We start from the raw sequence: 14,553 nt of genomic DNA on the forward strand, positions 1-14,553 counted from the left end.
GACGCAGCTACTCCGACGACTTCAGGTCGTCCGGCTTCGGCATCAAAACGATGTTGTAGCCGGAATCGACATAGTGGATCTCGCCGGTCACGCCGCTGGACAAGTCGGACAAGAGATACAGCGCCGAACCCCCGAGCTCGTCGAGCGTGACGCCGCGGCGTAGCGGCGAATGTTTTTGCATGAAGCCAAACATCGCGCGCGCCTCGCCGATGCCGGAGCCGGCGAGCGTACGGATGGGGCCTGCGGAGATCGCGTTGACGCGAATGCCGCGTGGCCCGAAATCCGAGGCGAGATAGCGCACGGAGGCTTCCAGCGCCGCCTTGGCCACGCCCATGACGTTATAATTGGGCATCGCGCGCATCGAGGCGCCGAAGGTCAGCGTGATCATGCTGCCGCCCTCTGTCATCAGCTCGGCGGCGCGTTTTGCCACTTCCGTGAAGGAGAAGCAGGAGATCACCATGGTGCGCGAGAAATTCTCGCGGCTGGTGTCGGCATAGCGCCCCTTCAGCTCGTTCTTGTCGGCAAAGCCGATCGCGTGGATCACGAAGTCGAGCTGGCCCCACTTTTCGCGCAAGGCCGCGAATGTGGCGTCGACGCTGGCGATGTCCTCGACATCGCAGGGCAACACCAATTCCACGCCGAGAGATTCCGCCAGCGGCTTGACGCGCTTGCCGAGGGCCTCGCCCTGGAAAGTGAAGGCAAGCTCGGCGCCATGGGCATGCAGCGTCTTCGCCATGCCCCAGGCGATCGAATGATCATTGGCGATGCCCATGATCAGACCGCGCTTGCCTTTCATCAATTCCTGCATCGCCCACCACTCTCCACTCTTCGTCATGCCCGGGCACAGCCGTCTGAAGGACGGCGTCGCTTCGCTCGCCTGTGTCCCGGGCATCCACGTTCTTCCGAGCCTCGGGCTAAGACGTGGATGGCCGGGACAAGCCCGGCCATGACGAGAAAATCAACAGTACGCCAACAATGACGTCACACATCCAGCCGGCTGAACACCAGCGTAGCGTTGGTTCCGCCGAAGCCGAACGAGTTCGACAGCACGGTGCCGATTTTGACGTTGTCGATGCGCTTGCGCACGATCGGCATGTCGGCGAACACGGGATCGAGTTCCTGGATGTGCGCGCTCTCGCAGACGAAGCCATTGTTCATCATCAGCAGCGAATAGATCGCTTCCTGGACGCCGGTCGCGCCCAGCGAATGGCCGGTCAGCGCCTTGGTCGCCGAGATCGGCGGGCACTTCTCGCCGGCGCCGAACACTTTTCGGAGCGCCTCGATCTCCGGCGGATCACCGGCCGGGGTCGAAGTGGCGTGCGGATTGATGTAGTCGACCTTGGTCCTCACCGTCGACATCGCCATGCGCATGCAGCGCTCGGCGCCTTCACCTGATGGAGCGACCATGTCGTAGCCGTCCGAGGTCGCGCCGTAGCCGACGATCTCGCCATACATGCGCGCGCCGCGCGCCTTGGCATGCTCGAGCTCTTCCAGCACCAGCACCCCGGCACCGCCGGCGATGACGAAGCCGTCGCGGTTGACGTCGTAGGGGCGCGAGGCGGTGGCGGGCGTGTCGTTGTATTTCGAGGACATCGCGCCCATCGCGTCGAACAGCACCGACAGCGACCAGTCGAGCTCTTCGCAGCCGCCGGCGAAAATGATGTCCTGTTTGCCGATCTGGATCGTCTCATAGGCATTGCCGACGCAATGGTTCGACGTCGCGCAGGCGGACGAGATCGAATAGTTCACGCCCTTGATCTTGAACCAGGTCGCGAGCGTCGCCGAGGCCGTCGACGACATTGCCTTCGGCACTGCAAACGGGCCGACGCGCTTCGGTCCCTTGGTGCGGGTGATGTCGGCGGCCTCGACAATGGTGCGGGCGGACGGACCACCGGAGCCCATGATGATTCCGGTACGGATGTTGGAGACTTCGTCAGGTCCCAGTCCGGAATCCTGGATCGCCTGCTCCATCGCGATGTGATTCCACCCCGCGCCCTGGCCGAGGAAGCGCATCGCACGCCGGTCGACAACCGTCGCAGGATCAATCGTCGGCGCCCCCTGCACCTGCGAACGGAAGCCGAGCTCGGCATATTTCTCAGCCCTTGAAATGCCCGACTTCGCCTCGTGAAGGCTCGCAAGCACCTCCTGGGTGTTGTTTCCGATGGACGAGACGATGCCCATCCCGGTGACCACAACCCGCCTCATGACAGCCTCGCCTTAATCGTTGCCTTCTTGGTGATGCGCTCAGCCCAGGCTGACGCCCTGTTTGAACAGGCCGACCTTCAGATCCTTCGCGCGATAGATAATCTGGTCATCGACCGAAAGCCATCCGTCGGCGATGCCGAGCACCAGCTTTGAACGCATCACGCGCTTGATATCGATGTTGTACACAACCTTGCGGGCCTCGGGCAGCACTTGGCCGCTGAACTTGAGCTCGTTCAGGCCAAGGGCGCGGCCGCGGCCTTCACCGCCGCTCCAGCCAAGATAAAAGCCGACCATTTGCCACAGCGCGTCGAGGCCGAGGCAGCCGGGCATCACCGAATCGTTCTTGAAGTGGCAGCCGAAGAACCAGAGGTCCGGCTTCACGTCGAGCTCGGCGCGCACGACTCCCTTGCCGAACTCGCCGCCGGTTTCGGAAATTTCCGTGATGCGGTCGAACATGAGCATTGGCGGCAGGGGCAATTGTGCATTGCCCGGGCCGAACATCTCGCCGCGGCCACATGCCAGCAGGTCTTCATATTCGTAGCCGTTGCGCCTATTCAGCATGCTGAAGCCTCTGTGTTCTAAACCCGATTGAGCGGCGTTTCTGGCGAAAATGGGCCCGTTCTTGTTCGGAAAGCAACGCCAATTGCCGTCGTCAGGCGCAAATACCGAGAGCCGGATCGACTTCGGGCCGGGCCTCAATGCCTGGCTGCGCCAAAATCGGTTAAGCGGAACCGCGGGCTCTCTAACACAGGCCATTTCGGGTAGCAAAGCCGTCTCATGAAGGTAAAATGACGGGGGCCCCGGCCCGTTCCTCCGCTGATTAGAACCGCTCTAGTTGCGAGAAACTTGCATCTGCATCTATCTGTCCATATATTGCAGACAGATAGTGTTCACGCGTGCCCGAATTCTGGAAATGAGCGAAAACAACGCGATCCATCACGACGAAGACGCCCATGCGGCAGCCCTTCTGTCCGGCCGCCAGCCGGCCCTGACTGGCTGCCCCTGGCACGACGTCAATGAAATGCTTCAGTCCGCCGGGCTCCGCCCGACGCGCCAGCGTATGGCGCTCGGCTGGCTGCTGTTCGGCAAGGGGGCACGCCACCTCACGGCTGAAATGCTTTATGAGGAAGCGACCCTGGCCAAGGTCCCGGTCTCGCTCGCCACCGTCTACAACACTCTGAACCAGCTGACCGATGCCGGCCTGCTGCGTCAGGTCAGCGTCGACGGCACCAAGACCTATTTTGACACCAACGTCACCACCCACCACCACTATTACCTCGAGAACAGCCACGAGCTGGTCGACATCGAGGATCCGCATCTGGCGCTATCCAGGATGCCGGAGGTGCCGGATGGCTACGAGATCGCGCGGATCGACATGGTTGTGCGCCTGCGCAAGAAGCGCTGAGATCAATCCTAAACTGTTGATTTAGTCGTCATGGCCGGGCTTGGTTGTCCCCGCCATTCCACGTTCTTGGGCTAAGCGTGAAATTACGTGGATGCCCGGGACGTAGGCGAGCGGAAGCGACGCCGTCCTTCGGACGGCTATGCCCGGGCATGACGCTGGAGCAGTAGCCTGCTCTTCCGCCATCGCGTCAGTTCACCTGCTCGTCGGAGTACACGCCCCAGAGGCGCTCCTGCTGGATCCAGCCGTCAAAGCCGCTGCCAGTGACGTGGCACCAATTCGTGGTGCACTTTTTCACCTGCGTGACGACGCCGGCCTGGAGCTTTGCTGCAACCGCGCTGTCGGGATCGGCCCGGTCGTAGATCGGCGCGAGCTCATCCTTGCGCTTCATCGTGACGACCGCGGTGCGGCGGCCTGACAGCAGCGAGTGATAGACCCAGCCCTCGGCGCCTTCAGAATCGCGCACCCGGCGCCAGTTCTCGAACTCGGCGGTGATTTCGACCGGCAGCCCGGTGCGGGTGTAGACCCAAGCCACATCATTGTCTTTGGTCGGGCCGGCGCGGACGTTCACGTGATCCGATTTGAGACTGACATAGCGCGGCACCGGCAGGCCGCTGGCCGTCTGCGGGGTGGCCTCTTTCGCCGAATGCGAGGGGCTGACCGAGGCGCTCAACCAGGTGCAAACGAGCGCCATCACCGAACAAAAACGCCCAAACGCCATCAACCCGTCTCCTGTCGAAGACCCGGCCAAGCCGGGTCCTCACCCCAAAATTCCAAAACCCAGCCGCGCGAGCCCCTGACCCCGCCTCACGCGGGTGTTCCCAAAGCCTTAACCCGTGGTTCTTGTCTTGGCCCGGCCTTCTGCTAGAGAGGACGGACGCTTGAACAACCAGTTTGCCCCGATTTTCCGGCCGGAAATATCGGGAGAGCTTGAAGGAAACGCCGGGGACGGACACGGCAAGGGCAGTGTCGAACAACCGGGTTAATGAGGCCTGAACGGCCGGCCTTTGGCGACAGAGGCGGCCTGCGATGTCTCATGAGGGCAGGACATGTCGGTGAAGAAAAAGCCCCTCGTCGTCGTGACGCGCAAGTTGCCGGATTCGATCGAGACGCGGATGCGCGAGTTATTCGACGCGCGCATCAATCTCGACGATACGCCGATGTCGGCCGAGCAGCTCGCGGAGGCCGCGCGCACAGCCGACATCCTGGTTCCGACCGTCACCGACCACATCAGTGCCGACATCGTCAACCAGCCCGACTGCAAGCTGCGATTGATCGCCAATTTCGGCAACGGCGTCGACAATATCGACGTCGAGGCGGCGCATGCCCGCGGCATCACCGTCACCAATACGCCAAAGGTTCTGACCGAAGACACCGCCGACATGACCATGGCGCTGATCCTGGCCGTCCCGCGCCGGATGATCGAAGGCGCCTCGGTACTGACGGAGGGAAAACCCTGGGCCGGCTGGTCGCCGACCTGGATGCTCGGCCATCGCATCGGCGGCAAACGGCTCGGCATCATCGGCATGGGCCGCATCGGCCAGGCGGTCGCGCGCCGCGCCCGCGCCTTCGGCTTGCAGATCCACTATCACAACCGTCGTCCGGTGGCGCCGAAGATCGCCGAAGAGCTTGGCGCGACCTATTGGGAAAGCCTCGACCAGATGCTGGCGCGGATGGACATCATCTCGGTGAATTGTCCGCATACGCCGGCGACCTATCATCTGCTATCGGCGCGGCGGCTGAAGCTGATCCGCAAGGACGCCTACATCGTCAACACCGCGCGCGGCGAGGTCACTGACGAGGACACGCTGATCAAGCTGATCGAAGGTGGCGAGATCGGCGGCGCCGGCCTCGACGTCTATGAGCACGAGCCGGCGGTCAATCCGAAACTGGTGCGGCTCGCCAAGGCCGGCAAGGTCACGCTGATGCCGCATATGGGCTCGGCCACGATCGAGGGCCGCGTCGAGATGGGCGAGAAAGTGATCATCAACATCCGCACCTTCCTCGACGCCCACAAGCCGCCGGATCGCGTGCTGCCGAGCATGCTCTGAGCCCCAAATCTACCGCGACACAAGCCCTCTGTTCCTCATCCTGAGGAGCCGCGAAGCGGCGTCTCGAAGGATGGCCGCGGGCCAGAATGGGCCTTTGGTTCGAGACGGCGCTTCGCGCCTCCTCACCATGAGTATCTAGAGTCGCGGCGCGTTTCGCTTGCGCCAATCTGCGACGAAATCGATGAACGCGCGCAACGCCGGCGGCACCTGGCGCCGGCTCGGATAATACAGGAACGGCCCCGGAAACGGCTCGCACCAATCCTGGAGCAGGCTGACCAGCGCGCCGGATTTCACGGCTTCACCGACGTAGCCATCGAGCGTCGCCCAGATGCCGACGCCGTCGAGCGCAGCGCGCATGGCGAGGCCCATATTGCTCGAGATCAGCTTGGCCCGCGGATCGACCTTCATGAGCTGACCCGCCTTCTCGAACTCCCAGTCATGCATGACGCCGCTCGAGTAGCGGGCGCGGATGCAATCATGCTCGAGCAAATCCTTCGGATGCTTTGGCCGGCCGCGGCGCGCGAGGTAAGCTGGCGACGCGACGACGACATAATGCTGCGGTCCGCTCAGCGGGATCGCCACCATATCCTGCGCGAGATGCTCGCCGTACCGTACGCCGGCGTCGTAACCCGCGCTGACGATGTCGACGAAACCGCTCTCGGAAACGACGTCGAGATCGACCTGCGGATGCGCTTCCAGAAACGGGCCAACCATCGGCCCCAGCACGAGGTCGACCGCCGGCGGCGGCGCGTTGATGCGCAGGCGGCCCGACGCGACCTCGCGCAGGCCGCGGACCTGATCCAGCGCGTCGCCGACATCGCGCAGCGCGGGCGCCACGCGCGACAGCAGCAGCTCACCCGCCTCGGTCAGCGCAACGCTGCGGGTGGTGCGGTTCATCAGGCGGACGCCCAGGCGTTCCTCCAGGTCCCGTAATCTCTGGCTAAGGCTCGACACAGACACGCGAATTTCGACCGCCGCGCGCCGGAAATTGCGGGTGCGGGCGACCGCTACGAAGACGTCGAGATCGCGCAGATCGGGATCGGCCATTGTTCGATATGATGAACAAGCCATTCTGGATTGTCCAGCTTATCGGCGTAATGGAGAGAACGCATATCTGCCCTCGTCGCGCGGCGTAATCAGCGCTGCCGTTTTCGAGGAGAGCCATCATGGAACAACGCAAACTCGGTTCAACCGGCCCCAACGTCTCGAGCCTCGGACTCGGCTGCATGGCGATGTCGGACGCCTATGGCCCGGCCGATCGCGGCGAGAGTATCGCCACCATCCATGCCGCGCTCGAGGCCGGCATCACGCTGCTCGACACCGGCGACTTCTACGCCATGGGCCACAATGAAATGCTGATCCGAGAAGCGCTGAAAGATGTCGCGCGCGAGAAAGTTCAGATCAGCGTCAAGTTCGGCGCGCTGCGCGGCCCCGCCGGCGAGTTCGTCGGATTCGACTCGCGGCCGGCCGCAACGCGCAACTTCCTCGCGTATTCGCTGCAACGACTCGGCACCGACTACATCGATGTCTACCGCCCGGCGCGTCTCGATCCCAACATTCCCATCGAGGAGACGATCGGCGGCATCGCCGAGATGGTGAAGGCCGGCTACGTCAGGCATATCGGCCTGTCCGAGGTCGGCTCCAACACCATCCGCCGCGCGCATGCCGTGCATCCGATCGTCGATCTCCAGATCGAATATTCGCTGATCGAGCGTGGCATCGAGCGCGACATCCTCAAGACCTGCCGCGAGCTTGGCATCGGCATTACCGCCTATGGCGTGCTGGCGCGCGGCTTGATCGGCGGCCATTGGTCGAAGGACTCTGGCAAGGTCGGCAAGGACTACCGGCTGATGAGCCCGCGCTTCCAGGGCGCAAACCTCGATGCCAATCTCGCGCTGGCGGAGCAGCTCCGCGCCATCGCCACAGAGATCGGCGCAACACCAGCGCAGGTCGCGATCGCCTGGGTGGCGGCGCAAGGCCAGGAGATCGTGCCGCTGGTCGGCGCCAAGACCCGCAACCGTCTCAGCGAAGCGTTGGGCGCGAACAAGGTGACGCTGACCCCGGCGCATCTTGCGACGCTGGCAAAGGCCTTTCCGCCGAATGTCGCGTCCGGCATGCGTTATGCCGCCGAGCAGATGGCGCATCTCGACAGCGAGAAGCCCGCCACGACGTAACAGCGCGATCAAGCGCGATGGGCACTCAGGTCGGTCATGACCGGCCCATCGCCATTGAGCGGATTGGCGGGATCGCGCGCGTAACGCAGCGTCTCGAAGCGCATCGCGCGCGCATCGATCATCAGGAGGCGTCCGACCAGGCCGTCGCCAAAGCCGACGATCTCGCGGATCGCCTCCAGCGCCATCATCGAGCCCATCACGCCGGCGAGCGCGCCCATGACGCCGGCCTCCGCGCAGGCCGGCACCGTGCCCGGCGGCGGCGCCTCCGGAAACAGGCAGCGATAGGTCGGATTGAACACGCCATCGGCATTCTTCTCATGCGCGCGGATGGTGGTGAGCGAGCCGTCGAAGGTGCCGAGCGCGGAGGTGATCAGCGGCTTCTGCGCGAAGAAGCACGCGTCCGAGGCCAGATAACGCGTCGAGAAATTGTCGGAGCCGTCCAGCACGAGATCGTAGTCGCCGATCAGGCTGATTGCATTCTCGGCGTTAAGCCAGGTCGCGTGACCGACAAAGCGTACATGCGGATTGAGGGCTGCGATCCGCTCGGCCGCGCTCTCGACCTTGTGCCGGCCGATATCGGGTGTTGTATGGATCACTTGGCGTTGAAGATTTGACAGCGAGACGACGTCGTCATCGACCACGCCGAGCGTGCCGATACCGGCGGCAGCCAGATACATCAAAGCCGGCGCGCCGAGCCCGCCCGCGCCGATCACCAGCACGGAGGCCCGTTTCAGCGCAGCCTGGCCGGGACCACCGACATCGCGCAGCACGATATGGCGGGCATAGCGTTCGAGTTCGTCCGGGCTCAGCAACTTCTCTTCTCCTGAACCACCCCGAGATTGTTCGCGACCAACGAGATGTGCTTCAATGGCCGCGCGTTCAATGGGCTGGCTGGATTTGTCATGAGATCGATGCTTGCGGCAACACTGATGTTGGCGGCTGCCACCGGCGCGAACGCCCAGACGACGGCACCACTGCTCCCCGGCTTCAAACCGAAGGTGGTCCAGACCGTTCCGATCCGCCCGCCCGCCTTGCAGACACCATCCGAGACCGCCGACGCCATGGCGCAGGCGGAGCGGCTGTCGCTCCAGTCCGATCTCGCCTGGGTCGGCGAGTATAACGGCGCCATTACCGGCGACATCAGCGCGCGCATGGTCGATGCGATCAGGGAGTACCAGAAGAACAAGGGCGGCAAGCCGACCGGCGTGCTCAATCCGCAAGAGCGCGCAGCGCTCGCCGAGACCGCGCGGCGCAAGCAGGACAATGTCGGCTGGAAGATCGTGATGGAGCCGACCAGCGGCGCGCGGCTCGGCATTCCCTCAAAACTGGTGCTGCAGCAGGCGACCGACGCCAACGGCTCGAAATGGGCCTCGCCGACCGGAACGGTGCAGGTGCTGCTCAGCCGCCGCAAGGAGGCGAGCCCGACCACGGCCAAGCTCGCCGAGCAAGAGAAGAAGGAGCCGGCCGGACGCAAGGTCGACTACACCGTGGTGAAGCCGGACTTCTTCGTGCTGTCGGGGCTCCAGGGCCTGAAGAAATTTTACGTGCGCGGCACCTTTAAAGGCGACGAGGTCCGCATCATGACGATTCTCTACGACCAGGCCACCGAGAACACGGTCGAGCCGGTCGTGATCGCAATGTCGAGCGCGTTCAATGCGTTCCCGTCGGGGCCGCAAGCCGGACTAGCGCCGCGCAAGACCGTCGAATACGGCACCGGCATCGTCGTCAGCGACGACGGCGCGATCATCACCGACCGCTTCGTCACCGATGGCTGCCTCGCCATCACCATCGGCGGCTACGGCAATGCCGACCGCCTCGCCGAGGACAAGGAGCACGATCTCGCACTGCTGCACATCTATGGCGCGCGCGGCCTGAAACCGCTCAGCCTCACCGGCGGCGCGGCCAAGACCAATGTCGATGTCATCGGCATCGCCGATCCGCAAAGCCAGGGCGGCGCGGCGGGCGCGACGAGCGTCAAGGCTGCGCTGGCATCGGTCGGCAGCGGCGATGCCGCGTTGTCGCCGCCACCGGCGGCTGGATTTTCCGGTGGCCCGACGATCGACGGCGACGGCAAGTTCGCGGGCGTGACGCTGTTGAAGTCCACAATGGTTGCGGGACCCGCGACAGCGGTTCCGGCATCACAGGCCGTGATGGTTTCCGCGGAAGCCGTGCGCGACTTCCTGAAGGCGAACGGCGTTACCGCGATCGGCGCTGCTACGGATGCAAAGGCCGCCGTCGTGCGCGTGATCTGCGTGCGGAAATAGCGATCAGCTGAGCCTGAACCGCACCCCGCTGCGCGCGAGGCCGCCGGAGATCCCGACCGGCGTGCCGTCCGCGCGCCAGCAGGCGGCGCCGGTCATGGTGCCGTCGTCGTGGAACGCGATCGCATTCATCCCGCCGGCGACCGTCGCGACCGGCTGGACCTTGTGGCCCAGGCTCGCGAGCTTTGCGCGCACGCCCTCCGGTACCGTCTGCTCCACCTCGAGCGCATTGCCCTCGGTCCAGACGCGCGGCGCCTCGACCGCCTCCTGCAAGCTCATACCGTGGTCGATGAGATTAACCAGCGCCTGCATCGCGCTCGGGAAGATGCGCTTGCCGCCGGGCAGACCAAGCGCATAGCGCAGCTTGCCATCGCGCAGCGCCATCATCGGCGACATCGAGGTTGTGACGCGCTTGCCCGGCGCCAGGGACAGCGCGTGACCCGGACGTGGATCAAACAGGTTCATGTAATTGTTGGCGATGGCCCCTAAGCCCGGGATCATGATCTTCGCGCCAAAGAGATTGTTGATGGTCTGCGTGGTCGCGACCACGTTGCCGAAGGCATCCGCCGCCGTCATGTGCGTGGTGTGCGCGCCTTCGAGCTGCGACACGCCGGCACCCCAGGCCTGCGCCCGCGCCGGATCGATCGCGCGGCGGCGCTCCTCGGCATAGGCTTTCGACGTCAGTTGCTCCACGGGCACGCCGACATAGTCAGGATCGCCGCTGGCCGCAGCGCGATCGGCGAAGGCGATCTTCAGGACCTCAGCGAGATAGTGAATGGTCTCCGGCGTGCCGAAGCCGAGGCCGCCGATGTCGTAGCCCTCCAGGATGTTCAGCATCTGCGCGATGTGGACACCGGAAGCCGCGGGCGGCGGCGGACCAAAAATAGTCCAGCCGCGATAGTCGGCGCGGACCGGCTGGCGCTCGACGGTCTTGTAGTTCGTCAGATCGGCGCGGCGAATAAAGCCGCCTGCCTTCTCCATGTAGTCGACGAGGATGTCGCCGAGCGGCCCCTCGTAGAGCGCCTGCTCGCCATGGTCGGCGATGTATCGCAAGGTCTCGGCATATTCGGCCTGCACCACGCGTTCGCCGACCTTGAGCGGCTCGCCGTTCGGCAGATAGATCGCCGAAATCGGCTTGTCCTTGCGCATCTCGGCGGCGCTCTCGCTGATGCATTCGTGCAAATAGGGCGTCGCCGCATAGCCGCGCGCGGCGTGCTTGATTGCGGGCTGCATCACGTCGGCGAGGCTCATGGTGCCGAACCGGCGCAGCGTCTCGCACCAGGCTTTGAGTGAGCCCGGCGTCGCAACCGCCTTCGGGCCGTTCAGGTTCTCATTGCCGACAGTGTCGAACACGTCATGCGCCGAGCCCGGCCTGGAGGTGTAGCTGGTGTCGCGCACCGCCGCGGGCACCGTGCTCTGGCCGTCAATGAAACGATGGCTGCCGTCGGCCAGGCGAATATGCGCCATGCCGCCGCCGATGATGCCGACCATCATCGGCTCGACCACGGTCAGCGTGAACAGGGTCGCGATCGCAGCGTCGATGGCGTTGCCGCCGGCTGCCAGCATCTCGGCGCCCGCGCTGGAGGCCAGCGGATGGTTGCTGACCACCATGCCGCGGCTCGAGACCGCCGGCATTTTCTGACATTCGAAGGTCGTCGCCGTCCGGTCGCGCCAGTTACCGCTCATGCCGTGTGTCCCTTTTATTCACGGCGGCGAGCACATCACACGCAGGATTACGGGTCCAGTAATGGTACGGATTAGCTGGCATTCCTGATTCTGCCATCATCGTACCTGTTGATTCGGACATCCGCGGTCCCCTTTGGATCGGGCTGGGCACGTCCTGAGCGAGAAGAGCTCAGCATCCTCAATGATGCACGTTCGCGTGGCGTTACCCCGAGACCCCGGCACTCCCAAAGGAATCATCTGCAAATGCATACGATCGTACTGGCTACCCAAAAGGGTGGCAGCGGCAAGAGCACGCTCGCCATCGGCCTCGCGCTGGCAGCCAAGCAGGCCGGCTTCACCGTCCGCCTGATCGAGACCGACCCGCAGGGCACCCTCTCCAACTGGCAGCGCCGCCGCAACAACAACGATCTCGTCGTCGAACCGATCTACCACGCTGCGGACATCGAACCGCGTCTGAAGATGCTGGCCGACAGCGGCCTCCAGCTCGCGATCGTCGACACTGCGGCCGGCCTCAGCGCCGCGACCACTGCCGCGATCCGCCACTCCGACCTCTGCCTGATCCCGGCCCGCCCGAGCGTTGCCGACATCGAAGCCACGGTCTCCACCATCAGCGTCGCGCGCGCCTGGAAGCGGCCCTACGGCTTCGTGCTGAACCAGACGCCGATCCGCGGCCAGCGCATCGACAACGCCGCCAACACGCTTGCCGAGGAAGCCGCGCTCGATCTCACCGAGGTGCTCGCGCGTCCCCTGATCGCGATGCGCAACGACCATCAGGACTCGCTCGCCAGCGGCCTCGCCGTCAGCGAATTCGCGCCGAACGGCAAGTCGACCGAGGAAATCCGCGGCCTCTGGCAGTGGATCGAGTCCCGGCTGAACATCTCGGCGACCAATGTGCTGATCGACCAGGTCATCTCGGCCGCGGACGGAATGTTGCACCTCGCCACTGAGCGCGCGGCGAACGAAGCTATGACTTTGGCGTCCTGAGCGGGGCAATCGCTCAGACGTCAAATGGGCTCTTCGCCGTACGGTTGAAGAGCCTCAGCGACGAAGCAATCCGGCCCCCAGCTCGGCCGGATTGCTTCGCTTCGCGTCTTTTTGGCGATGGCGGCCGCGCCCTCGAACAAAAATGTCGAAAACAACCCCATGCACAGTAGAGCCGCTCCCGGCCAAGGCTCCTCGGCGAGGGTGCGTAGACATCTGACTTGTCAGGCAAAACGGCTGTGTGCCGGCGTCGACCGCTTCGGTCGGGTCAAATCTCGCGAAGCTAGGCCACCGGTGCCACGGATCTCCCGCGTAACCAATCCTCACGCCGCACGATCCATCTCTCGGACTTCGACTGTCCGCCGTGGTGCGCAAGCTCGATGAAGCCGACGAACTCCGCACCGGTCTTCTGCTTGACCCGGCGTGAAGCCTCGTTGGTGGCGGCGTTGCAGACGTAAAAATGATCGAGGCCAAGTGTGAGGAAGGCGAAATCGTTCACCGCGATGATGGCTTCCGTCATCAATCCGCGCCGCCAATAAGGCTCGGCCAACCAGAAGCCGCGATTGCCCTTCGCGCCGTCGGCATAGGGGCGGAAATGAATGTTTCCGATCGCCTCGCCGTCACTGCCCTTCAGCACCAGCACCCAATGGTGAATCTCCTCGCCGGCTGAGATGTTGCCGAGCTGCGACCGGACGAAGGTCTCCGCACCGTCCGCCGGATATGGCCAGGGGACGACCGCAGCGAGATGCCGGATGATGTTCCAATTGTCGAAATGACGCTGGATCGCCGGCGCATCGGACAATGCGAGCGGACGCAGGATCAGCCGTTCGGTTTCAAGCCGCGGCGTCTGCATGGCCGCTCACTTCTGACATTTCGAACACCAGAAGGTCGACCGGCCGTTCTGCGTGAAACGCTTCACGGTGCCGCCGCAGCGCGGCGTCTTGCAGGTCTCGCCTTCGCGGCCATAGACCTTGAAGGAGTGTTGGAAATAGCCGAGCTCGCCCGAGGTCTGGCGATGATCGCGCAGTGACGAGCCGCCGGCCTTGATGGCGTCGTTCAGCACGGTGTGGATCGCACCGACCAGCCGCTTGGCATGATCCGTTGGCTCGCCCTTTTTGGTCGACAGCGTCGCGGCGATCCGGCGCGGCGACAGATGCGAGCGATGCAAGGCTTCGCAGACATAGATGTTGCCGAGCCCCGCCACGACGCGCTGATCGAGCAATGCAACCTTCAGGCTCGTGGTCTTGTCTTCGCAGGAGTGCGCGAGCATGGCCGCATCGAATTCGTTGCCGAGCGGCTCGGGGCCAAGCCCCCGCAACAACGGCTCCTCATCGAGTGCGCTACGCGCGATCACTTTCATGTAACCGAAGCGGCGCGGATCGTTGAAGACGATGTCGGCGCCCGAGGACATCCGAAACAGGACGTGGTCGTGCACGGAGTCCTTACCTTTCGGATAGTGAAACTCGCCGGGCGCAGCCTCGTTGTCCGGCTTGATGACGCGAAACGAGCCCGACATGCCCAGATGCATCAAGAGCACGTCGCCGGAGGCGAGGTCGGCCATGAGATATTTTGCACGGCGGCCGAGGCCCGTGACGATCTGCCCCTGGAGCCGGGCGACGAAATCCGGCTGGAACGGAAAGCGCAGATCGGGCCTGCGGGCCTCTGCAATAAGGATTTTTGCACCCTCCATGACCGGCTGAAGGCCGCGGCGGACGGTCTCGACTTCGGGCAATTCAGGCATGGTCAGGCATTCACCTTATGAGGGCGGTGTGATAGCGCCATTGCGGCGGCCG

At 64.1% G+C, this 14,553-nt stretch carries 14 protein-coding genes; 5 read left to right on the top strand and 9 right to left on the bottom strand.

Going from position 1 to position 14,553, the window contains the following annotated elements; translation table 11 throughout:
- Positions 1–7: 7 nt before the first annotated feature.
- From fabI to fabA, 3 genes are all read right to left on the bottom strand, one after another.
- On the bottom strand, positions 8–808 hold the full coding sequence (fabI, locus tag ACPPVR_RS00295; RefSeq protein ID WP_426616294.1) for an enoyl-ACP reductase FabI: 801 nt from the start codon (positions 806–808) through the stop codon (positions 8–10).
- A gap of 173 nt (positions 809–981) precedes the next feature.
- Positions 982–2,205, bottom strand: a complete 1,224-nt coding sequence (gene fabB / locus ACPPVR_RS00300; RefSeq protein WP_426612329.1) for a beta-ketoacyl-ACP synthase I — start codon at positions 2,203–2,205, stop codon at positions 982–984.
- A 39-nt stretch (positions 2,206–2,244) separates the two neighbouring features.
- Positions 2,245–2,766 carry a bifunctional 3-hydroxydecanoyl-ACP dehydratase/trans-2-decenoyl-ACP isomerase gene (fabA, locus tag ACPPVR_RS00305; RefSeq protein ID WP_426616295.1) on the bottom strand — a complete coding sequence of 174 codons (522 nt, stop codon included), beginning with the start codon at positions 2,764–2,766 and terminating at the stop codon, positions 2,245–2,247.
- A gap of 352 nt (positions 2,767–3,118) precedes the next feature.
- On the opposite strand from fabA, the gene irrA reads away from it, so the two are divergent.
- Positions 3,119–3,610, top strand: a complete 492-nt coding sequence (gene irrA, locus ACPPVR_RS00310) for an iron response transcriptional regulator IrrA (RefSeq protein WP_426612330.1) — start codon at positions 3,119–3,121, stop codon at positions 3,608–3,610.
- A gap of 187 nt (positions 3,611–3,797) precedes the next feature.
- On the opposite strand, the gene ACPPVR_RS00315 is transcribed toward irrA, so the two are convergent.
- A complete protein-coding gene (locus ACPPVR_RS00315; protein ID WP_426612331.1) occupies positions 3,798–4,328 on the bottom strand; it encodes an SH3 domain-containing protein in 531 nt (176 codons plus the stop codon).
- Between the two features lie 328 nt (positions 4,329–4,656).
- On the opposite strand from ACPPVR_RS00315, the gene ACPPVR_RS00320 reads away from it, so the two are divergent.
- On the top strand, positions 4,657–5,658 hold the full coding sequence (locus ACPPVR_RS00320) for a 2-hydroxyacid dehydrogenase (protein ID WP_426612332.1): 1,002 nt from the start codon (positions 4,657–4,659) through the stop codon (positions 5,656–5,658).
- 135 nt (positions 5,659–5,793) lie between these two features.
- Here the strand turns inward: ACPPVR_RS00320 and ACPPVR_RS00325 are convergent, their stop codons facing one another.
- Positions 5,794–6,705 carry a LysR family transcriptional regulator gene (locus tag ACPPVR_RS00325; RefSeq protein ID WP_426612333.1) on the bottom strand — a complete coding sequence of 304 codons (912 nt, stop codon included), beginning with the start codon at positions 6,703–6,705 and terminating at the stop codon, positions 5,794–5,796.
- A 119-nt stretch (positions 6,706–6,824) separates the two neighbouring features.
- Between ACPPVR_RS00325 and ACPPVR_RS00330 the strand changes: the two genes are divergently transcribed.
- Positions 6,825–7,832, top strand: coding sequence for an aldo/keto reductase (locus ACPPVR_RS00330; RefSeq protein ID WP_426612334.1), 1,008 nt, complete (start codon positions 6,825–6,827; stop codon positions 7,830–7,832).
- Between the two features lie 8 nt (positions 7,833–7,840).
- Here the strand turns inward: ACPPVR_RS00330 and ACPPVR_RS00335 are convergent, their stop codons facing one another.
- Entirely contained in the window at positions 7,841–8,644 is an 804-nt protein-coding gene (locus ACPPVR_RS00335) for a HesA/MoeB/ThiF family protein (RefSeq protein WP_426612335.1), read from the bottom strand.
- 90 nt (positions 8,645–8,734) lie between these two features.
- Between ACPPVR_RS00335 and ACPPVR_RS00340 the strand changes: the two genes are divergently transcribed.
- Positions 8,735–10,096, top strand: coding sequence for a peptidoglycan-binding protein (locus ACPPVR_RS00340; protein WP_426612336.1), 1,362 nt, complete (start codon positions 8,735–8,737; stop codon positions 10,094–10,096).
- Positions 10,097–10,099: 3 nt separating this feature from the next.
- Here ACPPVR_RS00340 and ggt read toward each other — a convergent pair whose 3' ends face one another.
- Positions 10,100–11,779 (bottom strand): gamma-glutamyltransferase, encoded by a 1,680-nt coding sequence (ggt, locus tag ACPPVR_RS00345; RefSeq protein WP_426612337.1) that lies wholly within the window; start codon positions 11,777–11,779, stop codon positions 10,100–10,102.
- Between the two features lie 243 nt (positions 11,780–12,022).
- On the opposite strand from ggt, the gene ACPPVR_RS00350 reads away from it, so the two are divergent.
- Entirely contained in the window at positions 12,023–12,763 is a 741-nt protein-coding gene (locus ACPPVR_RS00350; RefSeq protein WP_426612338.1) for an AAA family ATPase, read from the top strand.
- 280 nt (positions 12,764–13,043) lie between these two features.
- On the opposite strand, the gene ACPPVR_RS00355 is transcribed toward ACPPVR_RS00350, so the two are convergent.
- Both ACPPVR_RS00355 and mutM read right to left on the bottom strand, forming a co-directional pair.
- Positions 13,044–13,613, bottom strand: a complete 570-nt coding sequence (locus ACPPVR_RS00355; RefSeq protein ID WP_426612339.1) for a GNAT family N-acetyltransferase — start codon at positions 13,611–13,613, stop codon at positions 13,044–13,046.
- A 6-nt stretch (positions 13,614–13,619) separates the two neighbouring features.
- Positions 13,620–14,501, bottom strand: coding sequence for a bifunctional DNA-formamidopyrimidine glycosylase/DNA-(apurinic or apyrimidinic site) lyase (gene mutM / locus ACPPVR_RS00360; protein WP_426612340.1), 882 nt, complete (start codon positions 14,499–14,501; stop codon positions 13,620–13,622).
- Positions 14,502–14,553 lie beyond the last annotated feature (52 nt).

Source organism: Bradyrhizobium sp. McL0616 (genome assembly GCF_049993385.1).
Taxonomy (GTDB): Bacteria; Pseudomonadota; Alphaproteobacteria; order Rhizobiales; family Xanthobacteraceae; genus Bradyrhizobium.

Excerpts from the sequence above, each read along its gene's own strand:
- ACPPVR_RS00320 (WP_426612332.1), top strand. The coding sequence starts at position 4,657 with ATGTCGGTGAAGAAAAAGCCCCTCGTCGTCGTGACGCGCAAGTTGCCG.
- fabI (WP_426616294.1), bottom strand. The coding sequence starts at position 808 with ATGCAGGAATTGATGAAAGGCAAGCGCGGTCTGATCATGGGCATCGCC.
- mutM (WP_426612340.1), bottom strand. The coding sequence starts at position 14,501 with ATGCCTGAATTGCCCGAAGTCGAGACCGTCCGCCGCGGCCTTCAGCCG.
- irrA (WP_426612330.1), top strand. The coding sequence starts at position 3,119 with ATGAGCGAAAACAACGCGATCCATCACGACGAAGACGCCCATGCGGCA.
- ACPPVR_RS00325 (WP_426612333.1), bottom strand. The coding sequence starts at position 6,705 with ATGGCCGATCCCGATCTGCGCGATCTCGACGTCTTCGTAGCGGTCGCC.
- ACPPVR_RS00330 (WP_426612334.1), top strand. The coding sequence starts at position 6,825 with ATGGAACAACGCAAACTCGGTTCAACCGGCCCCAACGTCTCGAGCCTC.
- ACPPVR_RS00340 (WP_426612336.1), top strand. The coding sequence starts at position 8,735 with ATGAGATCGATGCTTGCGGCAACACTGATGTTGGCGGCTGCCACCGGC.
- ggt (WP_426612337.1), bottom strand. The coding sequence starts at position 11,779 with ATGAGCGGTAACTGGCGCGACCGGACGGCGACGACCTTCGAATGTCAG.
- ACPPVR_RS00355 (WP_426612339.1), bottom strand. The coding sequence starts at position 13,613 with ATGCAGACGCCGCGGCTTGAAACCGAACGGCTGATCCTGCGTCCGCTC.
- ACPPVR_RS00315 (WP_426612331.1), bottom strand. The coding sequence starts at position 4,328 with ATGGCGTTTGGGCGTTTTTGTTCGGTGATGGCGCTCGTTTGCACCTGG.
- ACPPVR_RS00350 (WP_426612338.1), top strand. The coding sequence starts at position 12,023 with ATGCATACGATCGTACTGGCTACCCAAAAGGGTGGCAGCGGCAAGAGC.
- fabB (WP_426612329.1), bottom strand. The coding sequence starts at position 2,205 with ATGAGGCGGGTTGTGGTCACCGGGATGGGCATCGTCTCGTCCATCGGA.
- fabA (WP_426616295.1), bottom strand. The coding sequence starts at position 2,766 with ATGCTGAATAGGCGCAACGGCTACGAATATGAAGACCTGCTGGCATGT.